This window comes from Pseudomonas sp. SM4 (assembly GCF_051913165.1).
In the GTDB taxonomy this organism is placed as follows: domain Bacteria; phylum Pseudomonadota; class Gammaproteobacteria; order Pseudomonadales; family Pseudomonadaceae; genus Aquipseudomonas.
This window is the reverse complement of record NZ_JBODOE010000015.1, coordinates 26,774-47,750: the sequence shown is the minus strand read 5'-3', so window position 1 is coordinate 47,750 and position 20,977 is coordinate 26,774. Positions and strand designations below refer to the sequence as shown.

The window sequence follows — 20,977 nt, the reverse complement described above, 5'->3', positions numbered from 1 at the left end:
TTTGCGTCGTTTCAAAACCGGAATTTTCTCTGCGGCCGGGAACGCCGTGGCAGTCGATCATCGCATGCTGCCACCGTCGCTTCCTCCCGCTTAATCCTTGAACCACGCCGCCCGATGAGCGGCGAATGAGGACTGTAATGAGCAAGACTAACGCTGAACTGATGGCCCGCCGTACCGCAGCTGTTCCACGTGGTGTTGGCCAGATTCACCCGATCTTCGCTGAGTCGGCAAAAAACGCTACCGTGACGGACGTTGAAGGTCGTGAGTTCATCGACTTCGCCGGCGGTATCGCTGTACTGAACACCGGCCACGTGCACCCGAAAATCATCGCCGCCGTGACCGAACAGCTGAACAAGCTGACCCACACTTGCTTCCAGGTGCTGGCTTACGAACCGTACGTAGAAGTGTGCGAAAAGATCAACGCGAAGATCCCGGGTGATTTCGCCAAGAAAACCCTGCTGGTCACCACCGGTTCCGAAGCGGTAGAAAACGCCGTGAAAATCGCCCGTGCCGCCACTGGCCGCGCTGGCGTGATCGCTTTCACTGGCGCCTACCACGGTCGCACCATGATGACCCTGGGCCTGACCGGTAAAGTCGTGCCTTACTCGGCCGGCATGGGTCTGATGCCTGGCGGCATCTTCCGCGCGCTGTACCCGAACGAACTGCATGGCGTGAGCATCGACGACTCGATCGCTTCCATCGAACGCATCTTCAAGAACGACGCCGAGCCGAAAGACATCGCCGCGATCATCATCGAGCCTGTACAGGGTGAAGGTGGTTTCTACGTTGCGCCGAAAGAATTCATGAAGCGTCTGCGCGCGCTGTGCGACCAGCACGGCATCCTGTTGATCGCTGACGAAGTACAGACCGGCGCTGGCCGTACCGGTACCTTCTTCGCCATGGAACAGATGGGCGTTGCTGCCGACCTGACCACCTTCGCCAAATCCATCGCGGGCGGCTTCCCGCTGGCCGGTGTCTGCGGCAAGGCCGAATACATGGACGCCATTGCTCCAGGCGGCCTCGGTGGCACCTACGCCGGTAGCCCGATCGCTTGTGCCGCTGCGCTGGCAGTGATGGAAGTGTTCGAAGAAGAAAACCTGCTGGATCGCTGCAAGGCAGTCGGCGAGCGTCTGGTCACTGGCCTGAAGGCTATCCAGGCCAAGTACCCGGTGATCGGTGAAGTCCGCGCGCTGGGCGCGATGATCGCCGTCGAGCTGTTCGAAAACGGCGACAGCCACAAGCCAAATGCTGCTGCTGTGGCATCGGTTGTGGCCAAGGCGCGCGACAAGGGTCTGATCCTGCTGTCTTGCGGCACCTACGGCAACGTTCTGCGCGTACTGGTACCGCTGACCTCGCCGGACGAGCAACTGGACAAAGGTCTGGCGATCATCGAAGAGTGCTTCTCCGAGCTCTGATCTCCCCGTGTGACCTGATCGACAAAAAACCCGCTTCGGCGGGTTTTTTTACGCCCCTTGAAACACATCGAGCGCTTTAGCACTGTATCGAATGGCCAGCATTGGCTAAGGTTCAGGCATTGCAAGGGAGAGCGCGCATGACTGCCGTTGAATTACCCGCCGTACCGCGAGTGTTGATTGCCGAGGCTGACCCGTGGTCGCGCGACCTGCTCAAACAAGTATTGCTGAACGTGCGTTGTGATGCGCGGCTGGATCTGTGTGCCGATGGGCAGCAAGCCATGTCGATGCTCAGCGAAATTCCGTATGACTTGGCTATCGTCGATTGGGAGCTGCCCGGCGTCGATGGTTTGAACGTGCTGCGCAGCGTGCGCCAGCGCAAACGCAATCCGCCGCTGCCGTTCATTCTGATGAGCAGTCGCAATGACAGCGCCAGTGTGCGCGAAGCCATTCCGTTGGCGCCGACGGCGTATCTCACCAAACCCTTGAACATGGAAAGTCTGACCGCCCGTTTGCAGGGCTTGCTGCTCAATGCCGGGGAAGAAGTGTTCTGTGAAGTGCCGGCGCTAGCGCCGGGCATGACCTTGTCGGTGTTTCTTGAGCGTCGCCGTGAGCAAGCCGATGGCGCGCCGTTGATGACCGACGTTCAAGTGGCCGTGAAGCGCAGCCTGAATCCCAATGGCCTCGACCTGAAGCTGCTGGAAGATGAGATAAAAACCGATCCGCAAATCACCGCGGTGTTGATCGCGGCGGCCAACAGCGCCGCGCAACACCATGGTGCGCCGGTGCAGACATTGGCTCAGGCGCTGCATCGACTGGGCACCGGGCAGAGCATGAATCTGATTCTCGGCCTGGCGCTCAAGCGCAGTGCCAAACTCAGTGATCCGTGTCTGGCCGACTATGCCGAGCGTTATTGGGGTTTGTCGCTGCACACCGCTGAATACGCGCGCACCTTGGCGCGCTTGCTCGACCTGGATCAGGAACGCTGCTATTGCGCGGGCATGCTCCATCGGCTCGGTGATCTGGCGCTGTTGCGCTGCTTGCAGGAGTGGCAGCAGGCCGGTGGTGAGCTGGATGAGCTGGAGGAAGTCGGTGAGGCGCTGGCTGAGTTTGGTGCGGCTTATGGTTCGGCCTTGCGTACACGTTGGCGTTTGCCGCTGGAATTGCGGGAGTTGATTGCCTCGGTCTACCAGCTCGGCGGCGGGGTCTATTCACGCGAAGCACTGGTGATGAACATGGCGGCGCAGATGGCGCGCCTGACCGAGCATGAAGGCGTTGAGGAGCTGGCGAAGAGCCGCACGGCGCGGTTGCTCAAGATCGGCTTGCCGGAGCTGATGCGGATGCGTAAGTAACCCGCCCACACCTTTCTTAAGAGTCGAGCCTTTGTGGCGAGGGGATTTATCCCCGTTGGGCTGCGCAGCGGCCCCTCTTTTGATCCAAAAAACGCAGGGGACTGCTGCGCAGTCCAGCGGGGATAAATCCCCTCGCCACAGGTTCGCATTTCAAATCGAATATTCAGGCAGAGATGATGCGGTTCTTGCCCTGGCGCTTGGCCTCGTACATTGCCGCATCCGCACGGGCGAACAGGCTGTCGAGGTTCTCGTCATCTTCGGTGAGGCTGGTCAGGCCCTGGCTCACGGTGATAGCGAAGGTCTGGCCGTCGTGGTTGAAGCTCAACCGCTGAATCTCCTGCTGCAACCGTTCAGCCACCTGCATCGCCATATCCGGCGCACAACCCGGAAACACCGCAGCAAATTCTTCCCCGCCAATGCGTCCGAACAGGTCGCCGCGGCGCAACGATCCACGCCCGCACTCGGCAATCCGTTGCAGCACGTTGTCGCCTTCAGGGTGGCCGTAGGTGTCGTTGATCATTTTGAAATCATCGATATCCAGCAGCAGGAACGCCATCTGTGAACCTTGCAGACGCGCCTCGTCGAACTCGCGGTTGGCGCATTCGAAGAAGTGACGGCGGTTGCTGCTTTGGGTCAGCACATCAGTGGTCGCCAGACGATGCAGTTCGGTTTCCATCTGCTTCTTGTCGGTGATGTCCTCGGCAATGCCGACGATGATCACCGGCTGTCCGGGCTCGTCCTGACGATTGATAAAGCATTTGTCGCTGAGCCAGCGCACCTGGCCGTCGGCGGCGATGATCCGGTATTCGCGATCTTCCACTGCGCCCTTGTGCAGGACTTCGGCAAGACTGCGTTCGGCGTATTCGAGGTCGTCGGGGTAGATGCTGTCGCGCCACTGGTTGTAGTCGGCGAGCAACAGGCCGGCGGAACGGCCGAAAATCCGTTCATAGGCGGGGCTGACGTACAGCACCTGACGGGTTTCCCAGTTGAAAGCCCAAAGCACGGCGTTGACGCTGACCAGCAGCGAGCTGAACAGCTGCTCGCGTTCGCTCAAACGGGCGACTTCGCCTTGCGCGTGCATCAATGCCATAAGGGTTTGCGCGGCCTCGGGCCACTGCGGGAAGGATGAGTCTTTTTGGTTGTTATTGACCATCGGCACAAGTCTCAAAGGGCGTGCCGCAATCGACAACGGCCACAGTACAGCCCGCCGGGATGGCGAAGTGTCTTTGAGATAGGGGATTTTGGGCGAAGTTCCCGGTGTTTACCGGATACTGCCAAGCGGCCATCGCGGCACGCCTGTAGGAACTGTCGAGTGAAACGAGGCTGCGATCTTTTTTGATTTCAACAAAGAGAATCAAAGGATCGCAGCCTGCGGCAGCTCCTACACCGTCAGGCGGTGGGGCGTAGAGAATAGGTTTTCAGCTGGCCGGCAAAGTCGCGCAGGGACTGGATGCCGCTGGCCTCTGCTTCGTGAACCCACTCTTTGATGGCTGCGAGCATGTCGTGGCCGTTCGCGCTGGTCTTGACCCAGATCTGCTGCAGGGCCAGGCGTTTTTCGTAAATTACCTTCAGCGCCTGGCTGTGCTCGAGCATGTTCTGGATACGCAAGTGGTGACGATCTTCCAGCAGGCTGGTTTCCCGCGACAGCAGACGCTTGGCGCGGTGGAACTGGTGACGTACCGAATGATCGACCTTGGCCAGCTCTTGTTTGACCAGCGGGCCGATCACCAATTTGCGGTACTGGGCCATGATCTGGAAGCGGTTGTTGAGGATCGCCATGGCGGTGTCCATGTCCAGACTGCCTTTGCCTTCCACGCGATGGGCAATCGGTGCGACACGCTGAACCTTGGCCAGACGCAGGAAGCTGAAGACTTTGATCCACGCCCAACCGAGGTCGAACTCCCACTTCTTCACCGACAGCTTGGCCGAGTTAGGGTAGGTGTGATGGTTGTTGTGCAGTTCTTCGCCACCGATCAGGATGCCCCAAGGCACCAGATTGGTCGCCGCGTCGCGGCATTCGAAGTTGCGATAGCCGACCGCATGGCCCAGACCGTTGATTACGCCGGCGGCCCACACCGGGATCCACATCATCTGGATCGCCCAGATGGTGATGCCGATGGTGCCGAACAGCAGCAGGTCGATGACGCCCATGATCGCCACACCCAACAGCGGATACGGCGTGTAGACGTTGCGCTCGATCCAGTCGTCCGGGCAGTTCTTGCCATAAATGCGCAGGGTTTCCGGGTTCTGCGCTTCGGCGCGGTACAGCTCGGCGCCGGTACGCAGTACCGTGGACAAACCCTTGATGACCGGGCTGTGCGGGTCGTCTTCGGTTTCGCATTTGGCGTGGTGTTTACGGTGGATGGCGGTCCACTCGCGGGTGTTCTGCGCCGTGGTCAGCCACAGCCAGAAGCGGAAAAAGTGTTTCAGGCCAGCATTCAGCTCCAGCGAGCGATGGGCCGAGTAACGGTGCAGATAAACCGTGACGCCGACAATTGTCACGTGGGTCATCAGCAGGGTGACTGCGACCAGAGACCAGGCCGACAAGCCAAGAAAACCTTCGTACCACATAGGCTATAGGGCCCTCGATAAAGATAAAAACAGCCGTTGCATTATCACTAAGCACACAGATAAAACCAGTCGCCCTTTCAGATAAGAGTCGCTGGATGTTTCTTGACCTATAATTCCAACCTTTTTGTAGGGACATGGACAGCCGAATGTCTGCCACTTATCGCGATGCCTTGCGTGCAGCGCTGCTCTATCTCGTGCTTGCCGCTGTCTGGCTGCAAGGTTCTGATCATTTATTAAACAATTTCTTCGATAGCTCCGTCGATCTTGCCCGCTGGCAACTGATCAACGGTTACCTGTTTGCGGCGGTCAGCGCCGGGCTGATTTTCCTCGCGCGGGCGCATTTATGTGCGTTTCTGGGAATTGGTGCGCGTTTGCGTGAGCGCCACGCAGACCGTGAACGCTTGCGTCAGGCGGCAGCGGTGTTCGACTGCACGCGAGAAGGGGTGCTGGTGACCAATCATCAGGGGTTGATCGTGCACGTCAATCGCGCCTTCATGGAGATCACCGGTTATCAGCGCGAAGAAGTCCTCGGGCAGCAGCCGAGCCTGTTCAAGTCCGGCCATCATCCGCCGGGTTTCTATCAATCGATGTTTGCCACGCTGGAGTCGCAGGGCGAGTGGAGCGGCGAGATCTGGAACCGGCGTAAAAGCGGCGAAATTTATCCACAGTGGCAAACCATCCGGGTCATTCACGATGATCAGGCGCGGATCAGCCACTATGTGGCGGTGTTCTCCGACATCAGCGCGATCAAGGACTCGGAGTCCGAGCTCAAGCGCCTCGCCCACCATGACCCGCTGACCGACCTGCCCAATCGCCTGCTGTTCAGCGACCGCGCCGAGCAGGCGCTGGCGTCGGCGCAGACCCACAAGCGCGGCTGTGCCTTGCTGATGCTCGATCTCGATCACTTCAAGATGATCAACGACAGCCTCGGGCATAACGTCGGCGACCGCTTGCTCAAGGCGGTGGCGGCGCGCTTGCAGGAACTGTTCGGGCCGGGGATCACCCTGGCGCGCCTCGGCGGCGACGAGTTCGCCGTGCTCGCGGAAAGTTGTCCACAGCCGGTGCAGGCGGCGGCACTGGCCCAGCGCATTCACGATGCGCTGAAGGAGCCGTTCTGCAGCGACGGTCACGAACTGTTCATCAACGCCAGCATCGGCATCAGTCTGTTCCCCAGCGATGCACTGAGCGCCGAGCAGTTGCTGCGCAATGCCGATACCGCGCTGTTCAAGGCCAAAAGCAGCGGACGCAACGGTTACGCCCTGTACACCGAAGAACTCACTGTCCACGCCCAGCAACGCGTCGAAATCGCGTTTGAACTGCGCCGCGCGCTGGAACAACAGGAACTGCGTGTCTACTACCAGCCGGTGCATGACCTGAAAACCAGTCGCCTGATCGGCGTCGAAGCGTTGGTGCGCTGGCAGCATCCGCAGCGCGGTCTGGTATCACCGGCAGAATTCATCCCGATTGCCGAGCGCACCGGGCTGATCGCCGAAATCGACGCTTGGGTCATGCAGCAGGCGTGTCGGCAGATGTGTGAGTGGCAGCAGGCCGGCGTGGTGTTGTCGTTTGTTGCGGTGAATGTTTCGTCGCGATTGTTCGCCCGTCGTGAGCTGTATCAACAAGTGGCGCAGGTGCTGCGCGATACCGGGCTGGATCCGGCCTACCTGGAGCTGGAAGTCACCGAGAGCGCGGTGATGGATGATCCGGAAGTGGCGCTGGAGCAGATGCACCGTTTACGTGAACTGGGGATTCGCCTGGCCATTGATGATTTCGGCACCGGCTATTCGTCGCTGCTGAGGCTCAAGCGTTTGCCGGTGCAGAAATTGAAGATCGATCAGGGATTTGTTGCAGGTTTGCCGTGGGATGAGGACGACGCGGCGATTGTTCGGGTGATCATCGCGCTGGCGCGGAGCATGGGCATGCAGGTGCATGCGGAAGGGATCGAGCAGGCGGAGCAGGCGGTGTTTTTGCTGGAGCAGGCATGTGAGTTGGGGCAGGGGTACTGGTTTGGCCGGCCGGTGCCGGCGTTGGAGATTGATTGGATGAAAGCACCTGTTATTGGCTGACAGCTGACACAAAACCTGAGGTGCACACAAAATCTGTGGTGAATACAAAACCTGTGGCGAGGGGATTTATCCCCGTTGGACTGCGCAGCAGTCCCAAATTTTCAGGGTCGCTTCGCAACCCAACGGGGATAAATCTCCTCGCCACAGGGTTATCTGTCGCTCTGAGATCGGCGCAAACCCTTGCCCCGCCACATAATGTTTTTCAGTTATATAAACATTCTTAAATAGTCTTTTTAAGAATATCCGCGCCTCTCTTATATTGCTCCCACGCCGAACGCAGTGCCGCCCACTGCCAGGCATATCCCATTCAAAGGAGCAGCACCATGAGCGCATCCCTTCGCAGCGTTGACGGTCAGGACGAAAGCACCATCTTGCGTGAAATCCAGAGCGCCCTGCGCGATCTGCGTTTTGGCGCGGTGGAAATCACTGTGCACAACGCGCAAGTCGTGCAGATCGAACGCAAAGAGAAATTTCGTTTGCAGCAACCGGGTAAGCAACCGGGCTGAGTGAAGATCAAAAGATCGCAGCCTGCGGCAGCTCCTACGGGGGATTTATGTAGGAGCTGCCGAAGGTTCGGGCCGCGATCGGACGATCTTTAGCCGGCACACCCGATTCCAGATAGTCATAAGAAAAAGCCACCACCCGAATACCAGGAGCTTTCACCATGTCGTCGATTCGCCGTTACGCTTTGGCCGCTCTGGCCAGCGCTGTGTTTGCCGGTTCCGCGGTTGCCAAGGATTACGAACTGCTCAACGTGTCGTATGACCCGACGCGCGAGCTGTATCAGGACTACAACGCTGAATTCATCAAGTTCTGGCAGAAAGATCACGCCGGCGACACCGTGAAAATCCAGCAATCCCACGGTGGTTCGGGCAAGCAGGGCCGTGCGGTGATCGACGGTCTGCGCGCCGACGTAGTAACCCTGGCGCTGGCTGGCGACATCGATGAAATCGCCAAGCTTGGCAAGACCCTGCCCGCCGACTGGCAGAAGCGTCTGCCGGAAGCGAGCACGCCGTACACCTCGACCATCGTCTTCCTGGTGCGCAAGGGCAACCCGAAAGGCATCAAGGACTGGGGCGATCTGGTCAAGAACGACGTCTCGGTGATCACGCCGAACCCGAAAACCTCCGGCGGTGCGCGCTGGAACTTCCTCGCCGCGTGGGCCTACGGCCTGAAAGCCAACGGCGGTGACGAAGCCAAAGCCAAAGAATACGTCCAGACCCTGTTCAAGCACGTGCCGATTCTCGACACCGGTGCACGCGGTTCGACCATTACCTTCGTCAACAACGGTCAGGGTGACGTGTTGCTGGCCTGGGAAAACGAAGCGTTCCTGGCGCTGAAAGAAGATGGCGGTGCGGACAAGTTCGACATCGTCGTGCCTTCGCTGTCGATCCTCGCCGAGCCGCCAGTGGCCGTGGTCGACAAGAACGCCGAGAAGAAAGGCAACGAGCAGATCGCCGAAGCCTACCTCAAGCACCTGTACAGCCCGGCCGGGCAGGAAATCGCCGCGAAGAACTTCTACCGTCCGCGTGACAAAGAAGTCGCTGCCAAATACGCCCAGCAGTTCCCGAAACTGGACCTGGTGACCATCGACAAGGACTTCGGCGGCTGGAAAACCGCGCAACCGAAATTCTTCAACGACGGTGGCGTGTTCGACCAGATTTATCAGGCGCAGTAATCTGACTTATAACGAGCCTGATGTTTGGGCACTTGAGATGTGGGAGTGAGCTTTTGTGGTGAGGGGATTTATCCCCGATGGGTTGCGCAGCAGCCCCAACGCCGACATTTGCGGTAAATCAAATCAACCGCAAACTATGGTTTTGCGACTGCTGCGCAGTCGATCGGGGATAAATCCCCTCACCACAAGTTCACTCCCACATTGATGCGTTTTTAACCAAGGACTTTTATGTCGCGTCGTATCTCCCCCGTCATACCCGGCTTCGGGCTGACGCTGGGTTACACCTTGGTGTACCTCAGCCTGATTGTGCTTATCCCGCTGGCGGCGATGTTCGTCCACGCCGCTCAACTCACCTGGGATCAGTTCTGGGCGATCATCTCCGCACCGCGGGTGCTGGCGGCATTGAAGCTGAGCTTCGGCACCGCGCTGTGTGCCGCGATCATCAACGGCATCATCGGCACACTGCTGGCGTGGGTGCTGGTGCGCTACACCTTCCCCGGGCGCAAGGTGATCGACGCAATGATCGATCTGCCGTTCGCGCTGCCGACAGCCGTTGCCGGTATCGCGCTGACCGCGCTGTACGCGCCGGCCGGTCTGGTCGGGCAATTCGCTGCCGACCTCGGTTTCAAAATCGCTTACACCCCACTCGGTATAACCCTCGCGCTGACCTTCGTCACCCTGCCGTTCGTGGTGCGCACGGTGCAGCCGGTACTGGCCGACATCCCTCGTGAAGTCGAAGAAGCCGCCGCGTGCCTCGGTGCGAAACCCTTGCAGGTGTTCCGCCACATCCTCGTGCCCGCGCTGCTGCCTGCCTGGCTGACCGGTTTTGCCCTGGCGTTCGCGCGTGGCGTCGGCGAGTACGGTTCGGTGATTTTCATCGCCGGCAACATGCCGATGAAAACCGAGATCCTGCCGCTGCTGATCATGGTCAAACTCGACCAATACGATTACACCGGCGCTACCGCCATCGGCGTGCTGATGCTGGTGGTTTCCTTCGTCCTGTTGCTGCTGATCAACTTGCTGCAGCGGCGCATCGAAACCCCATAAGGAGGCGCGAACATGTCCCAATCGTCTATTGCGGCCGCCTCTTCGGCCAACGCTGCACGCCGTGGCAGTGCCACTTCGCGCAGAATCCTGATCGGCCTTGGCTGGCTGGTTTTTTTCCTGTTTCTGCTGTTGCCGTTGTTCATCGTCGTATCGCAGGGTTTGAAAAATGGCCTCGGTGCGTTCTTCACCGCGATTTTTGAACCGGATGCACTGTCGGCACTGAAACTCACCGTGTTCGCCGTGCTGATTTCGGTGCCGCTGAACCTGGTGTTCGGCGTCAGCGCTGCATGGTGCGTGAGCAAATACTCGTTCCGTGGCAAGAGCATGCTGGTGACGCTGATCGACCTGCCGTTCTCGGTGTCGCCGGTGATCGCCGGTCTGGTCTACGTGCTGATGTTCGGCGCGCAAGGCCTGTTCGGGCCGTGGCTGCAGGATCACGACATCCAGATCGTCTTCGCCTTGCCGGGCATCGTGCTGGCGACGATCTTCGTCACCGTGCCGTTCGTGGCCCGTGAGCTGATCCCGCTGATGCAGGAACAAGGCACGCAGGAAGAAGAAGCCGCACGCCTGCTCGGCGCCAACGGTTGGCAGATGTTCTGGCATGTCACCGTGCCGAACATCAAGTGGGGCCTGATCTATGGCGTGGTGCTGTGTACCGCGCGGGCCATGGGTGAATTCGGTGCGGTGTCGGTGGTTTCCGGGCACATTCGTGGGGTGACCAACACCTTGCCGCTGCACGTCGAGATCCTCTACAACGAATACAACCACGTGGCCGCGTTCGCCGTGGCGAGCCTGTTGCTGATCCTGGCGCTCTTCATCCTGCTGGCCAAGCAGTGGAGCGAAAACCGTATCAACCGCCTGCGCGCCAGCGCCGCGGAGGAATAATTCATGTCGATCGAAGTGCGTAACGTCAGCAAGAATTTCAATGCGTTCAAGGCGCTGGACAACATCAGCCTGGATATCCACAGCGGTGAACTGGTCGCGCTGCTCGGCCCCTCGGGCTGCGGCAAGACCACGCTGCTGCGGATTATCGCCGGTCTGGAAACCCCGGATAACGGCAATATCGTTTTCCACGGTGAAGACGTTTCCGGCCACGACGTGCGTGATCGCAACGTCGGTTTCGTGTTCCAGCACTACGCCTTGTTCCGCCACATGACCGTGTTCGACAACGTCGCGTTCGGCCTGCGCATGAAACCGAAAAACCAGCGCCCGAGCGAAAGCCAGATCGCGACCAAGGTTCACGAACTGCTGAACATGGTGCAACTGGATTGGCTGTCGGATCGTTATCCGGAGCAGTTGTCCGGTGGTCAGCGCCAGCGCATCGCTTTGGCCCGTGCCTTGGCGGTGGAACCAAAGGTCCTGCTGCTCGACGAGCCCTTCGGCGCCCTTGACGCCAAGGTGCGTAAAGAGCTGCGCCGCTGGCTGGCGCGGTTGCACGAAGACATCAACCTGACCTCCGTGTTCGTGACCCACGACCAGGAAGAAGCGATGGAAGTCGCCGACCGTATCGTGGTGATGAACAAAGGCGTGATTGAGCAGATCGGTTCACCGGGCGACGTCTACGAGAACCCGGCCAGCGATTTCGTTTATCACTTCCTCGGCGATTCGAACCGCCTGCTGCTGAGCGACGACAATCACGTGCTGTTCCGCCCGCACGAAGTGTCGTTGTCCAAACACGAACTGGAAGACCACCACGCCGCCGAAGTACGCGACATCCGGCCGTTGGGCGCGACCACGCGGGTGACATTGAAGGTCGAAGGGCAGACTGATCTGATCGAAGCCGAAGTGGTGAAAGACCACGACAGCCTGATCGGCCTGGCCAAGGGTGAAACCTTGTTCTTCAAGCCGAAGGTCTGGCAGAAAGTCGCCAGTCTCTAACGCCAAAGAACTGGGGGCGCTGCGATCTTTGATAGTGATTTTGAAGATCAACAGATCGCAGCGTACCGCAGCTCCTGCAGGGTGGCTTGTCGTGTGGCTATTGGACTTAACTCGATTTGGTCTAACGCCCCCGACAACCTTGATCGGTTCCTTGCCTAATCTCCTGTCTGTGCCAGGAGGCGCAGTGAAGAGTCCATGACGGACCGGCGTATCTCCTGGGCCCTGATGCCAAGGAGATGACGATGAGAATGGAAGTCCACCGGCCCGCGCCGTGGCTCGGCTGCGCGCTGTTCGGCGCAATGCTGAGCCCACTGGCCAGCGCCGACCCGACGCTGTCCACGCAGATACCTTTCGATGTTACGGCGACCCCGCCGTTTTCCCTGACCAGCCTGCAGCAGAACTTCGATGAAATGTCGTGGCAGACGTTTATCGCCTTGAACTGGCCGGCGCTGGACAACGGTGACCCGAACACCGGCACGCCGATCGGCCAACAGGATGGCGCGACGGTCTGGGAGAGCTGGAAAGAGAGTTATCAGATATTCCTCGCCAACGGCCAGACACCCAACCCCTGGAGCGCGCCAGCGACCCTTCCCAAAGCCTGTGAAGGCCTGGGTTCCGGGCGTTTGCTGCAACAGATGGGCAAAGTACCGGACGTGCTCGATGAGTTTATCCAGCCGTTTGAGAGCGGGCCGCTGGTCGATCAGAGCGGGGTATATACGCGCAACGAAATCGTGGTCAACCAGCCGATGTTTGACGACATCGTCAACAACGGTCTGTACAGCGTGCAGGGCCAGCAGAAGTTTTTCGCGGCGGATCCGAAGAACACGGTGGCGTTCAGTTGCGGCAATAGCGACACCCGCCAGGTCGGCTCGCTGATGGTCAAGGCCTCCTGGAAGGTCCTCGATGGCAGCGACCGTCGCGAGAGCTTCCATACGGTCGATGCGCTGGTCTACACCCCGGGCAACAGCGACCCGAGCAAGGGCCCGGTGGTGCCGGAATCGTGCAAGGCCGAACCCGTCGGGCTGGTCGGTCTGCACATCGTGCACAAGACCAGCAGCGCGCCGCAGTGGGTCTGGTCGACCTTCGAACATGTCGACAACGTGCCGGAGCAGTCCACCCCGGTGGCCGAGCGCAAAGGCCCGTATCTGTTCTACAACGCCAGCAGTCAGGCGCAAATCAATCAGCCACCGCCGCGCCCGTGGAACCCGGCGGTCAAGGCCACGCCGTCGCAGATCGTTCGCGAGGCCTCACTGACGCCGGCCACCAAAACCCTCAACAGCACCTATCAGACGCTGTTGCGCACGGTGAATCCGAAGAGTGTCTGGGCCAACTATCAGTTGATCAGCACGCAATGGCCGACATTGACGCCGCAGCCACCGTGCCAGATCTCGAAAACCGAGCCCCTGGGCCGCCCGGCGCCTTCGTTCCTCGCCAACACCACTCTGGAAACCTACATCCAGGGCACCGTGCCGCAAGCTTCGTCCAGTTGCATCGCCTGTCACGGTAATGCCGCCACCCACGTCACCGAATCGCCGCGCACCAGTTTCGCGGACTTCACCTACTTGCTCGAACGCGCACAATCGACGGGCGCGACAAGGAGTCAGCCATGAGCACCGATCTGAAAAATTTCGCCGGGCTGTCATCGGCCCTGACGGGCATCCCGCTCACCTTTATCGCGCCTTCGGTCGACCCGATCGATCTGCCGACGCAGTTTCTGGCCTTCATCGAACCGCGCATCACCACCTCGGTGTTGCAGGCATTGTTGACCCAGTACGCAACGCTGCTCGCCGATAAAGTGCCGCCCGATCAGATCGCCGAGGCCGTATTGATGAACGGCGCGCAACCGGCCACCACGCAAACGGCACAAGCCGCCCGTTCGATCATGAAGCTGTGGTTGCTGGGCGTCTGGTATCAGCCGTATGCCGTCGGCAGCCACCAGCCCGGTGATCAGATGGTCGTTTCCGATCAGGCCTACACGCAGAGCTGGGCATGGAGAATCGCCCAGGCGCATCCCATGGGTTACAGCGAGTTCTTCTTCGGTTACTGGAACGAAGTACCGCCCAGCCTTGAAGACTTCACCGGGGTTCCCGCCAGCGGACAACAAGGAGCGTCGTCATGAGTACCGAACAAGCGGACGTGGTGATCGTCGGTGCCGGTCTGGCCGGTAGCATCATCGCCTATCAATTGGGTCTGGCCGGGGTGAAAGTGTTGGTACTGGAATCGGGGCCGGAAGTGCCGGCCAACCGTAATCAGTATCTGGAGCGTTTTTACACGGCGACCCTGAAGACCCCGGAATCGCCCTATCCACCGGTGAGCACGCTGGACACGCCGCGCAAGCCGGCCGAGCAGAATGCGCCGCGCGCGACCATCGCCGACCTGATTCTTGGCTGGGACAATCCCGAGGTCAGCTACCTTGTGCAAAAGGGCCCACTGGCCTTTACCAGCACCTATGAACGGGTCGGAGGCGGCACCACCTGGCACTGGGTCGCGACCTGCCTGCGCATGGTGCCCAACGACTTTCGCCTGAAGTCACTGTACGGCGTCGGTGTCGACTGGCCGATCAGCTACAACGATCTGCAAAGCGCTTACTGCCGGGCCGAGGCGGAAATCGGCGTGGCCGCCAATGTGGCGGATCAGGCGTATCTGGGGATGACGTTCCCCGACGGTTATCAATTCCCGATGACCAGCATTCCGTTGTCACTGGTCGATGGCAGTTTTGTCGCGGCGGTTCAGGGCCAGTCGTTTGACGGCTTGCCACTGGTGGTCAGCCCGACACCGGCGGGACGCAATTCGCAGCCCTACGCGGGACGTCGGGTGTGTGCCGGCAACACCAACTGCACACCGATCTGCCCGATCCAGGCCAAGTACGACGCCACCGTCACCCTGAACAACGCGCTGAACACCGGCAATGTGCGGGTGCTGTACAAAACCGTGGCGAGCAAAGTCACGGTGGCGGCGGACAAATCCATCAGTGGCATCGAGTTCATTCAATACCAGTTGGGCGATGGCCCACCGACCGGGACTGGTGTCGCGGTAGGCCAGCGCTATGTGATTGCCGCCCATGCCATCGAGACGCCGAAACTGCTGCTCAACTCCACCAGCCCCGCGTGGCCCAAAGGCGTGGCCAACAGTAGCGGTCAGGTCGGGCGCAGCCTGGCGGATCATCCGATCTACCTGGCCTGGGGTTTGATGCCGGAAGGTAAAGCGGTATTTCCCTATCGCGGGCCGGTGTCGACGGCGGGCATCGAGAGCCTGCGCGACGGTGCCTTTCGCAGTCAGCGTGCGGCGTGGCGGATCGAGATCGGCAACGAAGGCTTCAACTGGCCGGTGGGCGATCCCTACGTCACCGTCGCCGACCTGATTGATGGCAGCAACGGCAGCGCCACCAATCCACTGCCACCGGCCAAGGGCCCGCAGCAAGTGTTGTATGGCACAGCGCTGGTACAAAAACTCAACGACTTGCTGACCCGCCAGTTCCGCATCGGCTTTCTGGTGGAACAAGTCGAGGACGATCCGGATAACGCCAACTGCTACATCGTGCCGTCGACGCAGTACAAGGATCGCCTGGGCATCCCGCGCCCGGAAATTCACTACGACTTGTCCGACTACACCAAGGAAGGCTTCCGCCAGGCGAAACTCCTCGCCACGCACATCATCACTGAACTGCTCGGCGCCACCGAGTTGACCAAGCTTCTGCCACCGGGACGGTTCACCTACAAGGGCGACGAATACAGCTTCCAGGGCGCCGGCCATTTGATGGGCACCTACCGCATGGGCGACAACCCGCTGACCTCGGTGGTCGACAAGGATCAGCGCAGCTGGGATCACCGAAACCTGTTCCTGGTCGGCGATGGCGTGTTTCCCAGCACCGGCACTTCAAACCCGAGCCTGACCATCGCCGCGTTATCAATTCAGGCCGGCGACACCTTGGCCAACGACCTGAAAACCGCCACGGTGCAGGTTCAGGCCAATCAGCCCTGGCAGGGCACCGGCGTGCAGATCAACGGGCCGAGCCCGCGCCTGGTGCGTTACCTCAGCGGGCGCTGGTTCGCTAGTCCGGTCGGGGGCATGGTCGATGGCAACGGCAGCGCAGGGCTGATCGCCAAACCCGGTTACACCTTGCCGGGCGCCAATGAGGGTGCGTTGATCGGGCGGATCGGCAGTACCGGGGCGCCGTTTCTGATCGGCGATCTGGCGCCGATTCCGCCGGGGCAGCAGGGCGAATTGCAGCTGTGCATCAACGACGATCTGGACGGCCGCTACGGTGTCGGGCTCGCCGACAATCAGGGCGCGCTGACGGTGCAGGTGACGTTCGGTACGCTGTAAAACCCGTCAGGCGAGGTGCGCGGCGGTGCACCTCGCCTGAATTTTCAATGAGCGATTTTGTGTTCGCGCAGGGTCACCGGGCCTGAGCGCTGTTCAATCGCCTGCTTCAATTCCTGGCGCAGACCGAGCATGAACGCCACTTCCGCCACCACAAACAGCGGCCCGACGATCAGCCCGCTGAGGTCATCGACAAACGCCGGTTTACGCCCTTCGTAGTGATGCCCGACAAACTGGATCACCCAGCCGATCACAAACATCGCCAGGCCGCTGCTCAGCCAGATCAGGGTGCTCTGCTGCGCCAGCGCATGCCCGGCCCAGACGGAAAGGCCCATCAGCACGGTCATCAATACGCCGAGCTTCACTTCCAATCTAAGGTAAAACCACGCCGAGGCCAGCGCCACGATAACGGCTGGAGATATCCACAACCCGCCCAGCGACCATTCCGGCCGCGACAACAATACCGCGACGGCCACCACGATCAGCGGAATGCCGATAAAGTGGCTGGCGATGTTGCGCGGATCACGGTGGTAGGCGGCGTATTGACTGAGATGGTCGACGAGGCTTTTCATTGTTGTTCCTCCGTTAGGGTTGATCGCATCATCCCTCGGGATCAGGGTTCGCTCTGTCAGGCAGGCGACAATCCAGGAGTGTTTATGCAAATACGTTCACGGCTGATAAGCGGCCAGTGGTTCAGCCATCTGCCGGCATCCTTTCAGGATAGCCTGCTGGCGGCGGCCCGGGAGCGGCGGCTGACGGCGGGGCAACGGTTGTTCCAGCGCGGCGACGCGCCGTGCGGTTTGTACGCGGTGCTCGAGGGTGCGGTGCGCATCGGCGCGGTGAGCGAGCAGGGCAAGGAGGCGTTGTTGAGTCTGGTGGAGGCGCCGCACTGGTTCGGCGAAATCTGCCTGTTCGATGGTCAGCCGCGCACCCATGATGCGTATGCAGTCGGGCCGTGTACGCTGCTGAATATCCCGCAGGCAACGATGCTGAAACTGCTCGAAGAACAGCCGCTGTACTGGCGACATCTGGCGCAGCTGATGAGCCACAAACTGCGCCTGGCCTTTATCAATCTGGAACAACTGAGCCTGCTGCCGGCCCCTGCGCGTCTGGCCCATCGCTTGCTGATGATTGCCGAAGGTTACGGCGAACTCGACGCGCCGCGCCGAGTGCTGCAGCTGCCGCAGGAGCAACTGGCGTCGATGCTGTCGCTGTCGCGGCAGACCACCAACCAGATCCTCAAGGATTTGCAGGGACAGGGAATTATCGGCCTCGGGTACGGCGAGATCGAAATCCTCGACGCCGCACGATTGCGCGCCCTGGCCACGATCTAGAATTTCACGCCGATCCACTGTTGGAACTGGCCCCTGTGGCGAGGGGATTTATCCCCGCTGGGGCGCGCAGCGGCCCTGAAAAATGGGACTGCTGCGCAGTCCAACGGGGATAAATCCCCTCGCCACAGTTGCCAGTTCCAACAGGGAATTTTTGTGGGGATCAGGAGCCGCGATAGGTCGAGAAGCCGTACGGGCTGAGCAGCAGCGGGATGTGGTAATGCTGATCGGTCTGTTTTACCTCGAAGATCACCGGGATCTCCGGGAAGAACGTGTCGTGCTTGACCTTCTTGAAGTACTCGCCGGTCTTGAACACCACGCGGTATTCGCCCGCTTCAAAAGGCTGTTTGGCCGGGAACAGTTCGGCAATCCGCCCTTGTTCATTGGTTGTACCCTGAGCCAGAGGCTGCCAGTTCTCGCCGACATGTTTTTCCAGGGTCACGTTAATGCCCGGCGAAGGCAGGCCGTTTTCCAGATTGAGCACATGCACGCTCAACGGATTACCGGCGGCCAGCGCCAGGCTTGAAAAAGCACTCAGGCCGAGCGCGGCGAAAGTCATGCGCAAAGTATTCATCGATGCATCTCCTTATTGGGAACGGGTAGTGGCCAGACCGGCCTTCTCGGCCGCCTTGATTGCACAGTTTTCGTCTTGCTCGCCGCCGCCGGAACCGGCCACGCCCATCGCACCGACCAGTTCATCAGCCGCGAACAGCGGAATACCGCCGCCAAGCAGCAGCAATTCGTCGAGGGTGTTGAGGTTGGCGGTTTGCGGATTGCTGCGAGCGCGTTCGGCGAACAAACGAGTGGCGGTTTTGGTCGACAGCGCGGTGTACGCCTTGCGCTGGCTGGCAGCGGTGTTGTGCGAGCCGACGCCATCGCCGCGCAGGGTCACCAGCAGATTGCCGCCACGGTCGAGCACCGACACCGTGCCGGTGCAATTGCTCATCGCTGTGTCGGCGAGCAGGCGTGCAGTTTTCAGGTCGAGGTCGGCGTGACGTGGCAGTTCAGGGCTGGCGACAGCCGCGCCACTGAGGCCGATCATCAGGCTTGCAACGAAGTATTTGACGGTCATGGGCAGGCTCCAAAAGCTGAGGTCGCCACCTTAATCGCCGGTCTTCGTCAGAACCTCGTCAGTCTGATTACAAGTTTGTAATGGGCAACGCCGCCGAAGGCGCCTAGCCTGTGTGCCTATCAATCGAGGTGTGCCATGCGTTTGCTGGTCGTAGAAGATGAAGCCAAAACCGCGAATTTCCTCGCCAAAGGCCTGGGCGAGTCGGGTTTTGCCGTGGACGTGGCGCTCAACGGTCTCGATGGGCGCTACTTTATCGAGCAGCAGGAATATGACCTGATCATCCTCGACGTGATGCTCCCCGGTCTCAATGGCTGGCAATTGCTGCAACTGATCCGCCAGCGCGGCGCCACGCCGGTGCTGTTCCTGACTGCCAAGGACGCCATTGAAGACCGCGTGCGCGGCCTCGAACTGGGCGCCGACGATTACTTGCTCAAACCCTTCGCCTTCGCCGAACTGCTCGCGCGCGTGCGCACCTTGCTGCGGCGCGGGCCGATGCGCGAAGCCGAGTCGTACAGCATCGCCGATCTGGAAATCGACGTGCTGCGCCGCCGCGTCAGCCGTGGTGGCCAGCGCATCGCCCTGACCAACAAGGAATTCGCCCTGCTGCAACTGCTCGCCAGTCGCCAGGGCGAAGTGCTGTCGCGCACGCTGATTGCTTCGCAGGTGTGGAACCTGAATTTCGACAGCGACACCAACATGGTCGAAGTCGCGGTGCGCCGTTTGCGCGCGAAAGTCGATGACCCGTACATGCCGAAACTGATCCATACGGTGCGTGGCGTCGGTTATCAGCTGGAAGCCCCTGACGATGCGCTCTAGGTCGATCGCCTGGCGCCTGGCGCTGGCGTTCGCATTGGTCTGCGCTTTGGTGCTGAGCGCCATTGCCGTGTTTCTCTATCGCTCGCTGGCCTCGGAAATCGCCTACCGCGACGACCTCGCGTTGCTCGGTCGGCTGGAGCAAGTGCGCGCCTTACTCGCCGACAGCGACAGCCTAGGGGCTTTGCAGGCTCGACCACGTTTGTATCAGAACATGCTCGGCAATCTCGACAGCCTGTTGCTGGTGCGGCGTGCGGATGGGTCGAGCGTGATCGCGATCAATCCACGCCAACGCGATCTACCACCGCTGAACGCGATCCCCCGCGAGCAAACGCCACAGCGTCCCGATGTGCTGACGTGGCAAGCGCCGGACGGTGCTGAACTGGCGCTCTTGTCCGGCGAAGCGCAGGGGCCGAACGGCGAGCCGCTGACGATCATCGCCGGCAAGGTGCTGAGCGAGCGCGAGCAGATGCTCGGCAGCTATCGCATGCGCTTGTATCTGTCGGTTGTCCTCGGTGCGTTGCTCGCTTTTGCCTTGGGCTTGCTGTTGCTGCGCCGGGGCCTGCAACCGCTGCGTCAGTTGAGCGAAGCAGTGCGCGGCATCGACCTGCGCAGCCTCGACCAACGCCTGCCCGCCAATGGCACGCCCGCCGAACTGCTTGAACCCGTGCAGGCGCTCAACGGCATGCTCGCGCGACTGGACGACAGCGTGCAGCGCCTGTCGCAGTTCTCCGCCGACCTCGCCCACGAAATCCGCACGCCACTGCACACTTTGCTGGCGAGCAACGGCCAGGCGCTGAATCACCCGCGCAGCACCGAGGAATATCAGGAAGTCCTGGCCTCGAACATGGAAGAGTTCGAACGGCTCAAGCGCATGGCGGAAAACCTGATGTTCCTTGCCCGTGCCGAACAGGCCGAGCGAGCGCTCAATCTGCAAACCCTGGATTTGCCCAGCGTTGGCGGTGAGCTGTGTGATTATTTTGAAGCGTTGGCGGATGACCGGGATCTGCGGCTGGACAATCAACTGCACGGTGAGTTGCTTGCTGATCAACAGTTGTTGCAACGGGCGCTCGGCAATCTGTTGGCCAATGCTGTGCGTCACGCCGATCAAGGATCAGTGATCAGTTTGCGTCGCCGCGACGAGCCGGGTGAGTGCTGGTTGCAAGTGCACAACCATGGCCCGGCGATTGCGCAGGAGCATCTGAGCAAACTGTTCGACCGCTTCTATCGCGTCGATCCTTCACGGGCAGAACCAGGGGATTCGGGTGGGTTGGGGTTGGCGATTGTGCAGTCGATCATGCAACTGCATGGGGGACAGGTGCGGGTGAGTAGTGATGCTGACGGCACTGTTTTTGAGCTGGGGTTTGTGGTGAATTAAAGGACGCTATCGCGAGCAGGCTCACTCCTACAGTTGGAATGCGTTCCCCCTGTAGG

The 20,977-nt window shown here is 60.4% G+C and carries 19 protein-coding genes; 14 read left to right on the top strand and 5 right to left on the bottom strand.

Annotated elements, in window-relative coordinates; genetic code table 11:
* Window positions 1-137 precede the first annotated feature (137 nt).
* Window positions 138-1,415 (top strand): 4-aminobutyrate--2-oxoglutarate transaminase, encoded by a 1,278-nt coding sequence (gene gabT, locus ACQ4MY_RS24460; RefSeq protein WP_008080000.1) that lies wholly within the window; start codon window positions 138-140, stop codon window positions 1,413-1,415.
* A 137-nt stretch (window positions 1,416-1,552) separates the two neighbouring features.
* A complete protein-coding gene (locus ACQ4MY_RS24455) occupies window positions 1,553-2,764 on the top strand; it encodes a response regulator (RefSeq protein WP_008080001.1) in 1,212 nt (403 codons plus the stop codon).
* Between the two features lie 163 nt (window positions 2,765-2,927).
* Here ACQ4MY_RS24455 and ACQ4MY_RS24450 read toward each other — a convergent pair whose 3' ends face one another.
* Both ACQ4MY_RS24450 and desA read right to left on the bottom strand, forming a co-directional pair.
* A complete protein-coding gene (locus ACQ4MY_RS24450; protein WP_440096737.1) occupies window positions 2,928-3,917 on the bottom strand; it encodes a GGDEF domain-containing protein in 990 nt (329 codons plus the stop codon).
* Between the two features lie 236 nt (window positions 3,918-4,153).
* The gene (gene desA, locus ACQ4MY_RS24445) at window positions 4,154-5,335 is read right to left on the bottom strand and encodes a delta-9 fatty acid desaturase DesA (RefSeq protein WP_440096736.1); all 1,182 of its coding nucleotides are present in this window, start codon (window positions 5,333-5,335) and stop codon (window positions 4,154-4,156) included.
* 146 nt (window positions 5,336-5,481) lie between these two features.
* On the opposite strand from desA, the gene dibA reads away from it, so the two are divergent.
* From dibA to ACQ4MY_RS24400, 9 genes are all read left to right on the top strand, one after another.
* Window positions 5,482-7,401 carry a phosphodiesterase DibA gene (gene dibA, locus ACQ4MY_RS24440; RefSeq protein WP_440096735.1) on the top strand — a complete coding sequence of 640 codons (1,920 nt, stop codon included), beginning with the start codon at window positions 5,482-5,484 and terminating at the stop codon, window positions 7,399-7,401.
* A 323-nt stretch (window positions 7,402-7,724) separates the two neighbouring features.
* Window positions 7,725-7,907: a sulfur starvation response protein OscA gene (oscA, locus tag ACQ4MY_RS24435; protein WP_007917682.1), complete on the top strand. Its 183-nt coding sequence runs from the start codon at window positions 7,725-7,727 to the stop codon at window positions 7,905-7,907.
* Window positions 7,908-8,065: 158 nt separating this feature from the next.
* Window positions 8,066-9,079, top strand: a complete 1,014-nt coding sequence (locus ACQ4MY_RS24430) for a sulfate ABC transporter substrate-binding protein (RefSeq protein WP_008080017.1) — start codon at window positions 8,066-8,068, stop codon at window positions 9,077-9,079.
* Window positions 9,080-9,307: 228 nt separating this feature from the next.
* Window positions 9,308-10,126: a sulfate ABC transporter permease subunit CysT gene (cysT, locus tag ACQ4MY_RS24425; RefSeq protein ID WP_008080019.1), complete on the top strand. Its 819-nt coding sequence runs from the start codon at window positions 9,308-9,310 to the stop codon at window positions 10,124-10,126.
* A 12-nt stretch (window positions 10,127-10,138) separates the two neighbouring features.
* A complete protein-coding gene (cysW, locus tag ACQ4MY_RS24420; protein ID WP_008080021.1) occupies window positions 10,139-11,011 on the top strand; it encodes a sulfate ABC transporter permease subunit CysW in 873 nt (290 codons plus the stop codon).
* 3 nt (window positions 11,012-11,014) lie between these two features.
* Complete coding sequence (locus ACQ4MY_RS24415; RefSeq protein ID WP_007963490.1) at window positions 11,015-12,004, top strand: sulfate/molybdate ABC transporter ATP-binding protein; 990 nt, start codon at window positions 11,015-11,017, stop codon at window positions 12,002-12,004.
* Window positions 12,005-12,246: 242 nt separating this feature from the next.
* Window positions 12,247-13,614 (top strand): cytochrome C, encoded by a 1,368-nt coding sequence (locus ACQ4MY_RS24410; RefSeq protein ID WP_440096734.1) that lies wholly within the window; start codon window positions 12,247-12,249, stop codon window positions 13,612-13,614.
* On the top strand, window positions 13,611-14,123 hold the full coding sequence (locus tag ACQ4MY_RS24405) for a sorbitol dehydrogenase (RefSeq protein ID WP_440096733.1): 513 nt from the start codon (window positions 13,611-13,613) through the stop codon (window positions 14,121-14,123). The genes ACQ4MY_RS24410 and ACQ4MY_RS24405 overlap by 4 nt, the downstream gene beginning before the upstream one ends.
* Window positions 14,120-16,330, top strand: coding sequence for a GMC family oxidoreductase (locus tag ACQ4MY_RS24400; RefSeq protein WP_440096732.1), 2,211 nt, complete (start codon window positions 14,120-14,122; stop codon window positions 16,328-16,330). Before ACQ4MY_RS24405 ends, ACQ4MY_RS24400 begins: the two co-directional genes overlap by 4 nt.
* Window positions 16,331-16,374: 44 nt before the next feature.
* Here ACQ4MY_RS24400 and ACQ4MY_RS24395 read toward each other — a convergent pair whose 3' ends face one another.
* Window positions 16,375-16,899 (bottom strand): Mpo1 family 2-hydroxy fatty acid dioxygenase, encoded by a 525-nt coding sequence (locus ACQ4MY_RS24395; protein ID WP_440096731.1) that lies wholly within the window; start codon window positions 16,897-16,899, stop codon window positions 16,375-16,377.
* Between the two features lie 84 nt (window positions 16,900-16,983).
* On the opposite strand from ACQ4MY_RS24395, the gene ACQ4MY_RS24390 reads away from it, so the two are divergent.
* Window positions 16,984-17,661 carry a Crp/Fnr family transcriptional regulator gene (locus tag ACQ4MY_RS24390; protein WP_440096730.1) on the top strand — a complete coding sequence of 226 codons (678 nt, stop codon included), beginning with the start codon at window positions 16,984-16,986 and terminating at the stop codon, window positions 17,659-17,661.
* A gap of 160 nt (window positions 17,662-17,821) precedes the next feature.
* Here the strand turns inward: ACQ4MY_RS24390 and uraH are convergent, their stop codons facing one another.
* Window positions 17,822-18,232 (bottom strand): hydroxyisourate hydrolase, encoded by a 411-nt coding sequence (gene uraH, locus ACQ4MY_RS24385; protein ID WP_008080038.1) that lies wholly within the window; start codon window positions 18,230-18,232, stop codon window positions 17,822-17,824.
* 12 nt (window positions 18,233-18,244) lie between these two features.
* Window positions 18,245-18,730, bottom strand: coding sequence for a GlcG/HbpS family heme-binding protein (locus ACQ4MY_RS24380; protein ID WP_440096729.1), 486 nt, complete (start codon window positions 18,728-18,730; stop codon window positions 18,245-18,247).
* 135 nt (window positions 18,731-18,865) lie between these two features.
* Here ACQ4MY_RS24380 and ACQ4MY_RS24375 point away from each other — a divergent pair, with 135 nt between their 5' ends.
* Window positions 18,866-19,546 (top strand): heavy metal response regulator transcription factor, encoded by a 681-nt coding sequence (locus ACQ4MY_RS24375; RefSeq protein WP_008080043.1) that lies wholly within the window; start codon window positions 18,866-18,868, stop codon window positions 19,544-19,546.
* The gene (locus ACQ4MY_RS24370; protein WP_440096728.1) at window positions 19,536-20,921 is read left to right on the top strand and encodes a heavy metal sensor histidine kinase; all 1,386 of its coding nucleotides are present in this window, start codon (window positions 19,536-19,538) and stop codon (window positions 20,919-20,921) included. The genes ACQ4MY_RS24375 and ACQ4MY_RS24370 overlap by 11 nt, the downstream gene beginning before the upstream one ends.
* Window positions 20,922-20,977: the final 56 nt, after the last annotated feature.

Bases quoted from the DNA above. Each gene is read 5' to 3' on its own strand.
- gabT (WP_008080000.1), top strand. From the start codon at position 138: ATGAGCAAGACTAACGCTGAACTGATGGCCCGCCGTACCGCAGCTGTT.
- ACQ4MY_RS24455 (WP_008080001.1), top strand. From the start codon at position 1,553: ATGACTGCCGTTGAATTACCCGCCGTACCGCGAGTGTTGATTGCCGAG.
- ACQ4MY_RS24450 (WP_440096737.1), bottom strand. From the start codon at position 3,917: ATGGTCAATAACAACCAAAAAGACTCATCCTTCCCGCAGTGGCCCGAG.
- desA (WP_440096736.1), bottom strand. From the start codon at position 5,335: ATGTGGTACGAAGGTTTTCTTGGCTTGTCGGCCTGGTCTCTGGTCGCA.
- dibA (WP_440096735.1), top strand. From the start codon at position 5,482: ATGTCTGCCACTTATCGCGATGCCTTGCGTGCAGCGCTGCTCTATCTC.
- oscA (WP_007917682.1), top strand. From the start codon at position 7,725: ATGAGCGCATCCCTTCGCAGCGTTGACGGTCAGGACGAAAGCACCATC.
- ACQ4MY_RS24430 (WP_008080017.1), top strand. From the start codon at position 8,066: ATGTCGTCGATTCGCCGTTACGCTTTGGCCGCTCTGGCCAGCGCTGTG.
- cysT (WP_008080019.1), top strand. From the start codon at position 9,308: ATGTCGCGTCGTATCTCCCCCGTCATACCCGGCTTCGGGCTGACGCTG.
- cysW (WP_008080021.1), top strand. From the start codon at position 10,139: ATGTCCCAATCGTCTATTGCGGCCGCCTCTTCGGCCAACGCTGCACGC.
- ACQ4MY_RS24415 (WP_007963490.1), top strand. From the start codon at position 11,015: ATGTCGATCGAAGTGCGTAACGTCAGCAAGAATTTCAATGCGTTCAAG.
- ACQ4MY_RS24410 (WP_440096734.1), top strand. From the start codon at position 12,247: ATGAGAATGGAAGTCCACCGGCCCGCGCCGTGGCTCGGCTGCGCGCTG.
- ACQ4MY_RS24405 (WP_440096733.1), top strand. From the start codon at position 13,611: ATGAGCACCGATCTGAAAAATTTCGCCGGGCTGTCATCGGCCCTGACG.
- ACQ4MY_RS24400 (WP_440096732.1), top strand. From the start codon at position 14,120: ATGAGTACCGAACAAGCGGACGTGGTGATCGTCGGTGCCGGTCTGGCC.
- ACQ4MY_RS24395 (WP_440096731.1), bottom strand. From the start codon at position 16,899: ATGAAAAGCCTCGTCGACCATCTCAGTCAATACGCCGCCTACCACCGT.
- ACQ4MY_RS24390 (WP_440096730.1), top strand. From the start codon at position 16,984: ATGCAAATACGTTCACGGCTGATAAGCGGCCAGTGGTTCAGCCATCTG.
- uraH (WP_008080038.1), bottom strand. From the start codon at position 18,232: ATGAATACTTTGCGCATGACTTTCGCCGCGCTCGGCCTGAGTGCTTTT.
- ACQ4MY_RS24380 (WP_440096729.1), bottom strand. From the start codon at position 18,730: ATGACCGTCAAATACTTCGTTGCAAGCCTGATGATCGGCCTCAGTGGC.
- ACQ4MY_RS24375 (WP_008080043.1), top strand. From the start codon at position 18,866: ATGCGTTTGCTGGTCGTAGAAGATGAAGCCAAAACCGCGAATTTCCTC.
- ACQ4MY_RS24370 (WP_440096728.1), top strand. From the start codon at position 19,536: ATGCGCTCTAGGTCGATCGCCTGGCGCCTGGCGCTGGCGTTCGCATTG.